General features: G+C 68.3%; 13 protein-coding genes. 8 read left to right on the top strand and 5 right to left on the bottom strand.

What is annotated here, in order from left to right:
- Entirely contained in the window at nucleotides 1–474 is a 474-nt protein-coding gene (smpB, locus tag ACTIFS_RS17090) for an SsrA-binding protein SmpB (protein ID WP_439575327.1), read from the top strand.
- Nucleotides 475–937: 463 nt separating this feature from the next.
- Here the strand turns inward: smpB and ACTIFS_RS17085 are convergent, their stop codons facing one another.
- The 5 genes from ACTIFS_RS17085 to ACTIFS_RS17065 all read right to left on the bottom strand — a co-directional run bounded on the left by ACTIFS_RS17085 (nucleotide 938) and on the right by ACTIFS_RS17065 (nucleotide 4531).
- On the bottom strand, nucleotides 938–1657 hold the full coding sequence (locus ACTIFS_RS17085; protein WP_439575326.1) for a superoxide dismutase: 720 nt from the start codon (nucleotides 1655–1657) through the stop codon (nucleotides 938–940).
- A 115-nt stretch (nucleotides 1658–1772) separates the two neighbouring features.
- The gene (locus ACTIFS_RS17080; RefSeq protein WP_439575325.1) at nucleotides 1773–2075 is read right to left on the bottom strand and encodes a hypothetical protein; all 303 of its coding nucleotides are present in this window, start codon (nucleotides 2073–2075) and stop codon (nucleotides 1773–1775) included.
- 78 nt (nucleotides 2076–2153) lie between these two features.
- Complete coding sequence (locus ACTIFS_RS17075; RefSeq protein ID WP_439575324.1) at nucleotides 2154–2798, bottom strand: uracil-DNA glycosylase; 645 nt, start codon at nucleotides 2796–2798, stop codon at nucleotides 2154–2156.
- An 11-nt stretch (nucleotides 2799–2809) separates the two neighbouring features.
- Nucleotides 2810–3448, bottom strand: a complete 639-nt coding sequence (locus ACTIFS_RS17070; RefSeq protein ID WP_439575323.1) for a LabA-like NYN domain-containing protein — start codon at nucleotides 3446–3448, stop codon at nucleotides 2810–2812.
- Between the two features lie 261 nt (nucleotides 3449–3709).
- Nucleotides 3710–4531, bottom strand: a complete 822-nt coding sequence (locus ACTIFS_RS17065) for a dienelactone hydrolase family protein (protein ID WP_439575322.1) — start codon at nucleotides 4529–4531, stop codon at nucleotides 3710–3712.
- A gap of 129 nt (nucleotides 4532–4660) precedes the next feature.
- On the opposite strand from ACTIFS_RS17065, the gene ACTIFS_RS17060 reads away from it, so the two are divergent.
- The 7 genes from ACTIFS_RS17060 to ACTIFS_RS17030 all read left to right on the top strand — a co-directional run bounded on the left by ACTIFS_RS17060 (nucleotide 4661) and on the right by ACTIFS_RS17030 (nucleotide 12668).
- On the top strand, nucleotides 4661–5071 hold the full coding sequence (locus tag ACTIFS_RS17060; RefSeq protein WP_439575321.1) for a winged helix-turn-helix transcriptional regulator: 411 nt from the start codon (nucleotides 4661–4663) through the stop codon (nucleotides 5069–5071).
- Nucleotides 5072–5223: 152 nt separating this feature from the next.
- On the top strand, nucleotides 5224–5613 hold the full coding sequence (gene rpoZ, locus ACTIFS_RS17055; protein ID WP_439575320.1) for a DNA-directed RNA polymerase subunit omega: 390 nt from the start codon (nucleotides 5224–5226) through the stop codon (nucleotides 5611–5613).
- A 161-nt stretch (nucleotides 5614–5774) separates the two neighbouring features.
- Nucleotides 5775–7952, top strand: coding sequence for a RelA/SpoT family protein (locus ACTIFS_RS17050; RefSeq protein WP_439575319.1), 2178 nt, complete (start codon nucleotides 5775–5777; stop codon nucleotides 7950–7952).
- 135 nt (nucleotides 7953–8087) lie between these two features.
- Nucleotides 8088–8591, top strand: coding sequence for a hypothetical protein (locus ACTIFS_RS17045; RefSeq protein ID WP_439575318.1), 504 nt, complete (start codon nucleotides 8088–8090; stop codon nucleotides 8589–8591).
- A 47-nt stretch (nucleotides 8592–8638) separates the two neighbouring features.
- Nucleotides 8639–9721 carry an ROK family protein gene (locus tag ACTIFS_RS17040; protein ID WP_439575317.1) on the top strand — a complete coding sequence of 361 codons (1083 nt, stop codon included), beginning with the start codon at nucleotides 8639–8641 and terminating at the stop codon, nucleotides 9719–9721.
- Nucleotides 9722–10704: 983 nt separating this feature from the next.
- Nucleotides 10705–11271 (top strand): hypothetical protein, encoded by a 567-nt coding sequence (locus tag ACTIFS_RS17035; protein WP_439575316.1) that lies wholly within the window; start codon nucleotides 10705–10707, stop codon nucleotides 11269–11271.
- Nucleotides 11272–11408: 137 nt separating this feature from the next.
- Nucleotides 11409–12668 carry a ricin-type beta-trefoil lectin domain protein gene (locus ACTIFS_RS17030; protein ID WP_439575315.1) on the top strand — a complete coding sequence of 420 codons (1260 nt, stop codon included), beginning with the start codon at nucleotides 11409–11411 and terminating at the stop codon, nucleotides 12666–12668.
- Nucleotides 12669–12705 lie beyond the last annotated feature (37 nt).

Raw genomic sequence — 12705 nt, 5'->3', positions numbered from 1 at the left:
ATGGCGGCCAAGCCGGACCCCAAGATGAAGATCATCGCCGAGAACCGGCGCGGACGCTTCGACTACGAGATCCTCGACACATTCGAGGCCGGCATCCAGCTGACCGGCACCGAGGTGAAGTCGCTGCGCGCCGCCAAGGCGACCATCGGCGAGAGCTATGCGGGGCCTTCCGGCGAGGAGTTCTTCCTCTTCAACTGCAACATTCCGGAATATCTGCAGGCCAACCGCTTCAACCACGAGCCGAAGCGGCCGCGGCGCCTGCTGCTGCACAAGCGGCAGATCGCCCGGCTGACCGGGGCGGTGCAGCGCGACGGGCTGACCGTGGTGCCGCTCAAGCTCTATTTCAACGAGAAGGGCCTGGCGAAGCTGCAGATCGCGCTCGCTCGCGGCAAGAAGCTGCACGACAAGCGCGACACGGAGAAGAAGCGCGACTGGCAGCGCGACCAGGCGCGGATCATGCGCGACCGGGGGTAGGGGCGCGGCCGTCGAGGGGAAGGTGGGCTGTCGCGGATCGGCCTGCAGATCGGTGCTGCGTCCTTCGAGGCTCGCTTGCGCTCGCACCTCAGGATGAGGAATGCCGGTGAGTGGCCCATGCGGCGACGACGAGCGATTGCGGCTTGCGCATCGGTCCTGCGTCCTTCGAGGCTCGCTTCGCTCGCACCTCAGGATGAGGAATGCCGGTGAGTGGCCCATGCGGCGACGACAAGCGACAGCCGCGCCCGTGCGTCGGGCATGCCAGTCTCCTCCGTCCTCATCCTGAGGTGCGAGCGAAGCGAGCCTCGAAGGACGCATCAGCCAGCCTGCAGGGCGTGCTCCACCCGGGACCGGCAACCATCAGGCCTGCCCCCAACGAAATCGGCCCCACCCGTGAGGATGGGGCCGGCGATGGCCATCGGTCCTGCTGCACCCATGGGGGGCATCAGGCGCAGCAGGGGCGTCAGGCCATGGCCTTCTGGAAGTTGGCGGCAGCCTTGTCCCAGTTGACGACGTTCCACCAGGTGGTCACGTAGTCCGGGCGCCGGTTCTGGTACTTGAGGTAATAGGCGTGCTCCCACACGTCGATGCCCATGACCACGCCCTTGACACCGTCCATCAGCGGGTTGTCCTGGTTCGGCGTGGAGACGACGGCCAGCTTGTTGTCGCGGCCGACCACCAGCCAGCCCCAGCCCGAGCCGAAGCGGCCGACGGAAGCCTGGTTGAACTGCTGGCGCATCTTGTCGGCATCGCCGAAGGCGGCGGTGATCGCCTGGGCGAGGGCACCGGAGGGCTGCTTGGCGCCGCCGGGGGTCATGATGTCCCAGAAGTGGACGTGGTTCCAGTAACCGCCGAGCGCGTTGCGCACGCCGGTGCGCAGGCTCTCCGGCACGGCGGACAGGTTGCGCAGCACCTTCTCGGTGTTGGCGGGGGTCAGGTCGGTATAGGTGCGGGCGGCGTTGTTGAGGCCGGCGAGGAAGGCTGCGTGATGGCGGGAGTGATGAATCTCCATCGTCATCTTGTCGATATGCGGCTCCAGCGCATCATAGGCATAGCCGACCGGAGGCAGCGTGAAGGGGCCGGGGGCGGCCTGCGCCCAGACCTTGTGCCCGGCCGGGATCGACATGGCAGCGCCAACGGCAGCAGCGGTTCCGAAGAGCCTGAGGGCGTGACGGCGGTTCATGGCTTTTTCTCCCGTGAATTGGGACCTGCCTTGCGTGCGGGTCCTGACGGGAACACCTGACGACGCCTTCATGGATGCGGGAGGGCGGATCACGAAACCGTGAATTCAGCCGCGGTCAGGAGCCGAGCGGCCCGAGAGGCGCCCACGGCACCACCGCGTGCAGCCCGATGGCGACAGCCGCCAGCCCGAGCAGGAGGGCGACGACCGGCCAGCGGTCGAGCAGCGCCAGCACGAAGGCCGGCAGCACCAGGACCAGGGCATAGACCGTGGCGAGGATCAGCCCGAACGACGCATGGCCGTCGCGCGGACCCGGCGGCGTCGTGAGGCTCGCCACCATGGCCGCCAGCCAGAACAGCGCGCCGACGGTGGCGGCGAGAAAGGTCGCCAGGCGCAGCGCGCGGCGGGTTCCCGGAGACATGGGCCGGCCCTTTCGTCCTTTGGGCGCCTTGAGGAGGCGCCCGGCTTGCAGTCGTGACGCGGCCGGATGGCCGCCTTGTCAGGGCGCCGCGTCGAGGTGCCGGCGAACCGCCGAGAAGACGGCGCGGAACATGGTCGGCGTCAGCACGCCGGTATTCGTGTTGTAGCGGGAGCAATGATAGCTGGAAAACAGGGTCAGCCGCCCCAGCACCTGCACGCCGCCATGGGAGAAGGGCAGGCGGGACGGCCGCTCGCCCAGCGCCCGGACCGTGCTGTCATGGCCGATGCGTCCGAGCGTGACGATGGCCGACAGCTGCGGCAGGTCGGCGATGGTGGCGGACAGGAACGGCCGGCAGGTGTGGATCTCCTGCGTCGTCGGCTTGTTCTCCGGCGGCACGCAGCGCACCGCATTGGTGATGCGCGTGCCGACCAGTTCGAGCCCGTCATCGGCCCGCTCGTCATAGGTTCCGCGGGCGAAGCCGAAGGCGATCAGCGTCTCGTAGAGCAGGTCGCCGGCCCAGTCGCCGGTGAACGGCCGCCCGGTGCGGTTGGCGCCCTGCAGGCCGGGCGCCAGCCCAACGATGAGCAGGCGCGCGTCACCGGGCCCGAAACTGGCAACCGGGGCGTTGTGCCAGTCGGGACTGAGGCCGCGGTGCTTCTGGCGGAAGGCGGCCAGCCGCGGGCAGAGCGGGCAGTCGCGGGACGGATCGGTGCCGGTGGTCATGCCAGCGCCGTTCAGCGCTCGCCTTCGTCGGCCAGCGGCCGGGTCGGGGCGATCGGCCGCGGCGGGCGCGGGCGGTCGCGCACGAAGCCGGGCATCTCGCCGGCCGGCCGGACCGGGCGCTCGGAGGGGTCGCGGCCGATCCGCTGCGACAGATGCGCCAGGTCGATGAACTCGTCGGCCTGGCGGCGCAGCTCGTCGGCGATCATGGCCGGCTGGACCGAGACGGTGGACACGACCGAGACCTTCACGCCGCGGCGCTGGAGCACCTCGACGAGGTAGCGGAAGTCGCCGTCGCCGGAGAAAAGCACGACATGGTCGACGCGCGCCGACAGTTCCATGGCATCGACCGCCAGCTCGATGTCCATGTTGCCCTTCACCTTGCGGCGGCCCATGGCATCGGTGAACTCCTTGGCGGCCTTGGTGACCACCGTGAAGCCGTTATAGTCGAGCCAGTCGATCAGCGGCCGGATCGAGGAATATTCCTGCTCCTCGATCAGCGCCGTGTAGTAGTAGGCGCGCAGGAGATAGCCGCGCGCGCGGAACTCCCCGAGCAGGCGCTTGTAGTCGATGTCGAAGCCGAGGGTCTTGGCCGTGGCGTGAAGGTTCGCGCCATCTATGAAGAGCGCAATGCGTTCCTGTCCGGTTGACATGGCCGGAAATCCTTTCGTCGGGGCAATCGGCGCGGGCCTTGAAAACGGATCGTCAAAAAAGAGCCGCACGCGGGCAATGGATCGGGTTGACTGACCGCGCGGGCCGCGCAGTCCGGAATGGTTCTAGCATGAGACCGGATCGGTCCGGCAAGCCTGTTCTTGCGTTTTCAAGCCTGTTCTTGCGTTTTCAGGCCTGTTCTTTCGCTGCCGGGCCTGTACTTGGGCCAGCCAAGTCTATCAGAGTGGAAGTCTGGTGGCGGTTCAGGCCGGCCGCAGGCGCTGCGCGAAGAAGGCGAGGATCGCGTCGCGGGCTGCAAGCGTCGGCTCGCCGTCGGCGTCGATGAGATGAGCCGTGACGACGCTGTGCGGGGTCGCGACGAAGCGCGCGAAGAACGGCGGCACGTCCGGATTGGCCGCGCTGTCGGGCAGCACATGGCCGATGAAGCGGTGTCCGAGCGCCCGCTCATAGGCGGCGAAGCGCCCGGCCTGGCAGAAGCGGTCGCCGGCAAAGCGGTAGGCGAGAACGGTGAGGTCGTCGCGCTCCAGCCGCGCGCGGACGGCGGCAAGCTCGTCCGGCGGGCTTTCCACCGCGTCTGGGTTGTCGAGCGGCAGGGAGGGTTGGGCGAGGACGGGCGCCAGCACCGCCGGCTCGAGCATCATGGACAGGGCGAAATTGCCGGTGAAGCACATGCCGATGGCGCCGACACCGGGTCCCCCGCAGGCCGCATGGGCGTGGCGGGCCAGCGCCTTCAGCCAGTCGGTCACCGGGCTCGACCCCTGGAAGGCGAGGGTGCGGAACTCCGCGCTGATGCAGGCGTGCTGGAACACCGCGCCGCCCTCCCGTGCGGTGGCCACCGCCCCGTCGCGCCCGAACAGCGACGGCATCCAGACGGTGAATCCGGCCTCGCGCACCCAGCGGGCGAAGCGCGCGACATGCGGGCTGATGCCGGGCATCTCGGCCATCACGATGACCGCCGGGCCCGTGCCGGCGACGTGGACGGTCTTCGTCACGCCGGCGCAGGTGATGAGGCGGGCCTCGAAATCATCCAGCGGATCGTCCTGCGTCAGGTCGCGTCCCGCCATCGGGTCCTCCGCCATCTGGTTTCGGATTTTGAACCGAGCCGGTTCTCCGCTATCTGAAACCGGATGTCAAACCCAGATACCGACCGATCGCCCCGCCGCCGCGCCATGGTCCCGCGGCAGGACTGCCCGATGGCGCTGGCCGCCGAGGCGATCGGCGACCGCTGGACTCTGCTCATCCTGCGTGAGGCCTTCTATGGGGTGCAGCGCTATGACGACATGCGGCAGGACCTCGATGCGCCGCGGTCCATGCTGTCGGACCGGCTGGCCCGGCTGGTGGAGCGGGGCATTCTGGAGCGGCGGGCCTATCAGGAGCCGGGGGACCGGGCGCGCCACGCCTATGTCCTGACGCCATCCGGACGGGATCTGGCGCTAACCCTTGCGGCACTGACGCAATGGGGCGAGGCGCATGTGCTGGGGCGGCCGGCTCCCGTCGGACTGGTCGACAGGCAGACCGGCCGTCCGCTGCGTGTCGCGCTGGTGGACGAGGCGGGCAGGGCGGTCGATGCCGCCGCGGCGCGGCTGGTGAGGCGCCCGGAGTGATCGGGCGAGGCTTGAAGCAGGCAACTAGGCCTCGATAGCCGGCAAGGCCTCGGTAGCCAGCAAGGCTTGCAACGGGCGGCCGGTGCGGCTATACACCCGCTCTTTCCGGACATCCGCCCCTACGGGGCCCGTCACGATTCCAAGGATAACCGATGGCTCGCGTCACCGTCGAGGATTGCATCGACAAGGTCGAGAACCGTTTCGATCTGGTGCTGGTCGCCAGCCACCGCGCCCGCATGCTGGCCGCTGGCTCGCCGATCACCATCGATCGCGACCGCGACAAGAACCCCGTCGTCGCCCTGCGCGAGATCGCCGATGCGACCATCTCGCCGGACGACCTCAAGGAAGACCTGATCCACTCGCTGCAGAAATATGTGGAAGTGGACGAGCCGGAGCCGGATACCGTGCCGCTGATCGCGGCCGGCGGCGCCGATTCCGACGATGTCGATGTCGCCATGGACCGCATGAGCGAGGAAGAGCTGCTGCGCGGCCTCGAAGGCCTCAAGCCGCCGGAAGACACCGACGACGACGACGGCCTGTAAGTTTCAGCGGGACGCCGCCCCTGAACGGCTTTCGGAGGGCGGCCACGGGCCGCCCTTTTGCATGGCAGGGCGTCCGAGGCGGCCTCAACTGCCGTGCGCATTGAAAAGGCCGGCGGAAGCGCTGATCTTCTCCTGATGATCCCCGCGAAGGCGCCGCGCCCATGATGCGGCAGTACGAACTGGTCGAGCGCGTCAAGCGCTACAATCCGCAGGCCGACGAGGCCCTGCTGGACCGCGCCTATGTCTATGCCATGCTCGCCCATGGCAGCCAGAAGCGGGCCTCGGGCGACCCCTATTTCTCCCATCCGCTGGAAGTGGCGGCGATCCTCACCGATCTGAAGCTGGACGATGCCACGATCGTGGCGGCGCTGCTCCACGACACGATCGAGGACACCGACGCGACCAAGGACGACATCCGCGACAAGTTCGGCTCGGCCATCGCCGAACTGGTGGACGGGCTGACCAAGCTGAAGAAGCTGGACCTCGTCTCCAAGCAGGCGGTGCAGGCGGAAAACCTCCGCAAGCTCCTGCTCGCCATCACCTCCGACGTGCGGGTGCTGCTGGTGAAGCTCGCCGACCGCCTGCACAACATGCGCACGCTGCACTATGTGCCGGCCCCCAAGCGCGACCGCGTCGCCCAGGAGACGCTGGACATCTATGCGCCGCTCGCCGGCCGCATGGGCATGCACGACATGCGCGAGGAACTGGAGGACCTGGCCTTCCGCCAGATCAACCCGGACGCCTACGAGGCGCTGACGTCGCGGCTGTCGCGCCAGCGCGAGGCGAGCGGCCGGATCATCGAGGAGATCGAGGCCCAGCTGACCCGCAAGCTGGCCGAGCAGGGCATCGTGGCCGATGTCACCGGCCGGCAGAAGAAGCCCTATTCGATCTACCGCAAGATGGAGCGCAAGTCGGTCTCCTTCGAGCAGCTGTCGGATGTCGTCGGCTTCCGCGTCATCGTCGAGACGGTGTCCGACTGCTACCGGGCGATCGGCGTGGTCCACACGACCTGGCCGGCCGTTCCCGAGCGCTTCAAGGACTATGTGTCGACCCCGAAGGGCAATGACTACCGCTCGATCCACACCACCGTGATCGGGCCCGGCAGCCAGCGCGTGGAAATGCAGATCCGCACCCGCACCATGCACGAGGTGGCCGAATACGGCATCGCCGCCCATGCGCTCTACAAGGACGGGGTGGAGCTTGGCACGTTCGAGACCGAGAGCCGGGCCTATGCCTGGCTGCGGCACACGGTGGACATGCTCGCCCATGGCGACAATCCGGAGGAATTCCTCGAGCATACCAAGCTCGAGCTGTTCTCCGACCAGGTCTATTGCTTCACGCCCAAGGGCCGGCTGATCGCCCTGCCGCGCAAGGCCAACTGCATCGACTTCGCCTATGCGGTGCATACCGATATCGGCCACCACTGTTCGCGGGCGCGGATCAACGGCGCCGAGCGGCCGCTGGTCACCGAACTGCAAAACGGCGACGAGGTGGAGATCATCACCGACCCCAAGGCGACACCCTCGCCGGCCTGGGAGAACATCGTGGTCACGGGCCGCGCGCGCTCCGCGATCCGCCGCGCCACCCGCACCGCGACGCGCGCGCAATATTTCGAGCTTGGCCGCCGCATCGTGCAGAACCTGTTCAACCGCGCCGGCAAGGCCTTTTCCGACGAGGTGGTGAAGCTCGGCCTGAAGCGCCTCGCCCGCAGCACGGTGGAGGATGTGTTCTGGGCGGTGGGACGCGACGAGATCCCGGCCGAGGATGTGCTGAAGGCGGTCTATCCCGACTTCAAGGCCGAGACCCCGCTGGGACCGAAGCCGACCGCCGACTGGTTCGGCGTCGACGGCACGAGCGACATCAAGTTCCAGGTGCCCGAGACCGAGGGGGCCATCCCCATTCGCGGCATCAATTTCGACCTGCCGGTGAAATTCGCCGCCGATGGCGGGGCGCTGCCGGGCGACCGCATCGTCGGCATCATGACGGCGGGCGAGGGCATCACCATCTATCCGATCCAGTCGCCGGCGCTGGCCGCCTTCGACAACGAGCCGGAGCGCTGGCTGGACGTGCGCTGGGACCTGGATGTCGCCAAGCCCGCGCGTTATCCGGTGCGGATCGCGGTCATGTCGCGCAACGAGCCGGGCTCGCTCGCCCGCGTTACCCAGGTGATCGCCGACAATGACGGCAATATCGACAACCTGCGCATGCAGCGGAAGACCGCCGACTATACCGAGGTGGTGATCGACATGGAGGTCTGGGACCTGAAGCACCTGACGGCGATCCTCGGCGGCATCAAGAGCCTGTCGATGGTGGCATCGGTGGACCGGGTCTTCCAGTAAAGCGTCGCGGCCTGCCGCCCGCCCGCCGGCGGTTGGGGAACGATGCGCCCCGGCCGGGGTTGTTTCTCCTGCCACCCCATTGCGACGATGCCGGCGACCTCATGCCGGCCCGCGCGTGCGGCGAGGAGAAGCATCATGCCCCATACCGTTTCCTCCCTGTTCAGGACCTATGCCGAAGCTGCGGAGGCCGTGGAGCGGCTGCGTGCGGCGGGCTTTCCCGACAGGGCGATGTCGCTTCTGTCCAACGACCCGACCATGGACCGCTCCGAGCTTGCGCCCTACCAGCCCCATGAGGAGCCGGAGGACGGCGATGCGGTCGCCACCGGCGCGGGCGTCGGCGTCCTGGCTGGCGGCGCGGCCGGGGCCGTGGCTGGGCTCGGCGTGCTCGCTATTCCGGGGGCTGCGCCGCTGGTGGCGGCCGGCTGGCTTGCCTCCACGCTTGCCGGGGCGAGCGCCGGCGGGGTTGCCGGCGGCCTCATCGGCGCGCTCACCTCGGCGGGGGTCACGGAGGACGAGGCGCGCGCCTATGGCGAGGGCCTGAAGCGCGGCGGCACCTTCGTCGTCGTCCGCGTCTCGCGGTCCGATGCCGGTGACCGCGCCGTCGACATCCTCAGCGAGGTGTCCGCCGGAACGGGTTGATCCCGGCCGCGTTGGCCTTCGGGCAGTCCGCCCGACAGGAGACGACGATGGCAAAGGGTGGCGCCGGGGCAGAGGCCGTGATGCCCGATCCGATGATCCGGCAGGGGGTGCTGAATCTGCACGCGGTGCACGTCACGAGCTACAATCTGGAACTGCGCGACGAGGACGGGTTCATCGGCGACAAGGCCTCGCGCGGGGCCTTTTCCGAGGGGCTCGACGCCTGGCGCAGGCGGCTGCGCAAGATCGACGCCGATCCGATCGGCGATGTCGGGACCGAGGACCTCTCCAAGAGCCAGATCGACAAGCTGATGGAGAGCGACGACGTCGAGGCCGCGGCCCTGATCCACGGCGCCATCGAGGCGTTTTCGCAGGACCTCGCCGAGGTCATCCGCCGCTATCGCCGCACCAAGGGCTGGAAGCCGGTGGAGCGGATCGTTGCCGGAGGCGGGTTTCGCGAGAGCCGCGTGGGGGAACTCGCCTTTGCGCGCACGGCGCTGCTGCTGAAGGCCGACGGCATCGACATCGACATCGTGCCGATCAGCAGCCATCCCGACGAGGCGGGCCTGATCGGCTCGGCCTATCTCGTGCCGCATCCGATCCTGGCCGGCCATGACGCGCTACTGGCGGTGGATATCGGCGGCACGAACATCCGCGCCGGCATCGTGCGCTACAAGATGAAGAAGGATACCGCCTCGCTGAAGGCCAAGGTCTGCCATTCCGAACTCTGGCGCCATGCCGACGATGCCCCCTCGCGCACCGAGGCGGTGAAGACGCTGGCCGGCATGCTCGAGGACCTGATCGCGCGGGCGAAGAAGAAGGAGCTGAAGCTCTGTCCGGCCATCGGCATCGCCTGTCCCGGCATGATCGGCGAGGACGGCGCGATCCACAGCGGCGGCCAGAACCTTCCCGGGGGCAATTGGGAGAGCGAGCACTTCAACCTGCCGGCGGCGCTGGAAAAGGCGGTGCCGGAGATCGACGGCCAGCAGACGGTGGTCGTCATGCACAATGACGCGGTGGTGCAGGGCCTGTCCGAACTGCCGGCCATGAAGGACGTCGACCACTGGGCCGTGCTGACCATCGGCACCGGCCTTGGCAATGCCAGCTTCCGCAACTGGTCGGCAGAGGACTGACCGGCGCTTGCCACCTGAACGGTTTCCCGGTCCACCGGCTGCCCGGCACGCCCGGCAGGGTGGGCCGGCTTGAACAGGGGCCGGCTTGTTCACCGCCCGCACCCATTGCCGCTCCCGTCAAACCCGGACGGAGCCGTGACCGGGGGCCCTGACGATGGGCGTGCCGGGTTTTGCATTGCCGCCACAGATTCCCAGGGATTGTTCAGCAGCCGTTCAGGTGCGGCCTCCGACTGTGGCGTCATGGTCTTGAAGTGGATCAGCTGGCAAATTGTCCAGACGATCTTCCATGGACCATGTATCGCCTCTGAAAGTTCTGACGAATGGAAGACATCGCTGCGCCAGGTGATGCGTTGTGATCTATTGGTCAGCGTGAAGGATGCGATACGGGGCTGATCGTCATCTGAAGTCTGCTATCGTTGTTGTCTATATGGCAGTTGCCGACATCATTGCGTTGTCATTCTGCCGTAGCGTCAATGCGATTGCAGGGTCCGGGGGGCCTGTGGTAGGTGCGTAACGGGGCAGTCGTGTGGTCAACACCCAGGGGGCATTCCTTTGAATCAGCACGTTTGTGTCGTGGCTGCTTCCGCGGCCCCTGTTGTCGTGGCCCGTCGGGGCCGGTCGTCGCACAGGTTGAGCCATTCGGCGGCAATGTCCCCAACGGGCCGACCGGCCTGTCTGTTTCCGCACAGGCCAGCCCCCAGGTGGAACGCTCCGCCGAGGGGAAAGGGCATGCAAGCGCCCGCAGGGACGAACGACCCGGAGATCATCGGGATCGCAACGATCCCGTCCGGTGCGGCCAGCCTCACTTCCACACTGAACGGGGCCGGCGACCTCACGCAAACGCTGCGGACAGAACCCGTGCATCCGACCGTCACGTCGCGACAATGCGAAGCCAACGCCACTGGGGGGCTCACATGAAATATTCGACCATTCGTCTTTTGCTCGGTGTAGCGGGGCTCGCCTCCCTGTCTCTGGCGAGTCCGGTGCTCGCACAAGGCAACCGGGACTTCTGCGGGCGCTATGCCGCCAATATGGCGGGGGTCGGCCAGGGCGCCGTCGCCCGCAATCCGGCCTGCCTCGACTACAACAGGGGCATCCACGGCAATTACCAGACCCATTTCGACTGGTGCATGCGGACGTCGCCGGCAGCGGTGCAGGGTGCGGAGGCCCACATCCGCCGCCTTGTTACGCAGTGCACCGGCAATGCACAGCCTCCGCGTCCGCAGCAGGCCGCACCGAGGCCCCAATCGTCGCCAGGAACGGTCCGGTTCACCGGGACCTGGCGCTGGTCGAACGGCAATATTCTGCCCGCCACCTTCGAGCTCTATCCCGCTCGCCGTGGCGAAGCAGGCTACTGCTACGGGACCGGCGGCGGCCGGCGCTGCTTCGACGTGCGCTACACGCTGCAGGGCAACTCCTACACCTTCACCAACAACGGCACGGACTGGTTCGTCATGACCTCTCCCGAGCCGGGCGTGATGAACGGCCGCTACTGGCATCGCCGCTCCGACAGCATCGGTCCGCCGGCTGCGACGATCAGCATGCGCTAGGACGCCGTCGCGGGGCGCCCGGCCAGCACTGGGTTCTCAACACGCCGATCGCGGCGCTCCTCGCGCGGCCCTGACGCCGTCTATCCAGCCCTTTTCGAACCTCCGCCGGTTCGCCGGCTCTTCCAACCGGAATCCCCATGTCGAGATTGTCTCTGCTGACCCTCGCCGCCCTGCTCGTCTCCAGTACCGCTTTCGCGCAGGGAGCGCCGGGAGATGCCACCTTCTGCCGGCAATATGCCGACACGGTCGCCACCGCCGCCGAGGACGCGATCCGGTCCAACCCCGCCTGCCTCGACCCCGGCCGCGGCGTCCACGGCGACCGCGACATGCACCGCCAGTGGTGCGCCCGCACGCCGCAGGACCAGGTCGAGGGCGCGTCGGTCCATGTCCGCCGGCTGGCGGCCCGCTGCGGCGCCCTGCTCGTGGCACCGCAGGAATACGGCGGCTATGCCATCGTCGGCGACGGCCAGATGGAAGAGCCCTACGGCCGCGCACGGCAGTGGCAGGTGAGCGCCGCCTTCAGCGGCCGCCTGTTCATGTACTGCGTGGCGGAGACCCGGATCGGCGACAGCACCGTGCGCATCGGCGTCGACCGCGCCATGCCCGGCGACGGCAGTCAGTGGCAGCTGGCGGTGCCGGTCAAGTCGAACCCCAACTGGCAGGGCCGCCTCGAGATCGACGGCAGCGAGCCCGCCGGCCGCGCCGGCGCCGACGTCAGCGGCACGGCCGTCTTCGACTGGACCATTGCCTGGCTGAACATGGGCCAGGTGGACGCGCTGCGGAACGGCGGCCAAGCTGCGATGGGCGTCGGCCGCGCTGATTTCGCTTTCAGCCTCCAGGGCATCGCAGCCGCCATCACCAAGGTGGAGGAATGCCGCCAGCGCCTCGGCCGCGCGACGCCGGCCTCCGCCCCGGCCGCACCGCAGGTTCAGGGCCGGCCGCAACCCGTCGCGCCCGCGCAGCGCCAGGCGCAGGCCCAGGCGCCGCGCCAGCCAGCGGTGGTCAACGCGCCGACCATCTTCGCCCTGCGCTCCAACACCGGTCTGTGCGTGCGGCATGTCGGCGGCAATGGCCCCGGCGCCTCCGATCTCGTGCTGTCGCCGTGCGACGCCGCCACCACGTTCAACTTCGTCTCCACCGGAGACGCCATCCGCCTGTGGCAGCGCCATGGCACCTGCGCCAGTGTCAACCGCATGCCGGAGCCGCCGGAGGAGGTCATGATGATCTCGTGCCGCGACACGCAGGACCGCTGGCGCTTCAACGAGGGCACCGGCCAGATCCGCAACGGTGACAACTACTGCTGGACCGTGGACCGCGCCCCCCGGCCCGGAGCGAAGATCGTCGGCACTCCCTGCCGGCCGAATGCCGCCAACCAGCGCTTCGACGTCCAGACGTGACGGAGGCGGGCCCCGCCGTCGTGGCGGGGCCCGTTGC

The sequence above is a fragment of the Phreatobacter sp. genome, assembly GCF_051860605.1.
In the GTDB taxonomy this organism is placed as follows: domain Bacteria; phylum Pseudomonadota; class Alphaproteobacteria; order Rhizobiales; family Phreatobacteraceae; genus Phreatobacter.
This window is presented reverse-complemented; position numbering and strand designations above follow the sequence as displayed.

Excerpts from the sequence above, each read along its gene's own strand:
- ACTIFS_RS17085 (WP_439575326.1), bottom strand. The coding sequence starts at position 1,657 with ATGAACCGCCGTCACGCCCTCAGGCTCTTCGGAACCGCTGCTGCCGTT.
- ACTIFS_RS17080 (WP_439575325.1), bottom strand. The coding sequence starts at position 2,075 with ATGTCTCCGGGAACCCGCCGCGCGCTGCGCCTGGCGACCTTTCTCGCC.
- ACTIFS_RS17075 (WP_439575324.1), bottom strand. The coding sequence starts at position 2,798 with ATGACCACCGGCACCGATCCGTCCCGCGACTGCCCGCTCTGCCCGCGG.
- rpoZ (WP_439575320.1), top strand. The coding sequence starts at position 5,224 with ATGGCTCGCGTCACCGTCGAGGATTGCATCGACAAGGTCGAGAACCGT.
- ACTIFS_RS17050 (WP_439575319.1), top strand. The coding sequence starts at position 5,775 with ATGATGCGGCAGTACGAACTGGTCGAGCGCGTCAAGCGCTACAATCCG.
- ACTIFS_RS17065 (WP_439575322.1), bottom strand. The coding sequence starts at position 4,531 with ATGGCGGGACGCGACCTGACGCAGGACGATCCGCTGGATGATTTCGAG.
- ACTIFS_RS17070 (WP_439575323.1), bottom strand. The coding sequence starts at position 3,448 with ATGTCAACCGGACAGGAACGCATTGCGCTCTTCATAGATGGCGCGAAC.
- smpB (WP_439575327.1), top strand. The coding sequence starts at position 1 with ATGGCGGCCAAGCCGGACCCCAAGATGAAGATCATCGCCGAGAACCGG.
- ACTIFS_RS17045 (WP_439575318.1), top strand. The coding sequence starts at position 8,088 with ATGCCCCATACCGTTTCCTCCCTGTTCAGGACCTATGCCGAAGCTGCG.
- ACTIFS_RS17030 (WP_439575315.1), top strand. The coding sequence starts at position 11,409 with ATGTCGAGATTGTCTCTGCTGACCCTCGCCGCCCTGCTCGTCTCCAGT.
- ACTIFS_RS17060 (WP_439575321.1), top strand. The coding sequence starts at position 4,661 with ATGGCGCTGGCCGCCGAGGCGATCGGCGACCGCTGGACTCTGCTCATC.
- ACTIFS_RS17040 (WP_439575317.1), top strand. The coding sequence starts at position 8,639 with ATGGCAAAGGGTGGCGCCGGGGCAGAGGCCGTGATGCCCGATCCGATG.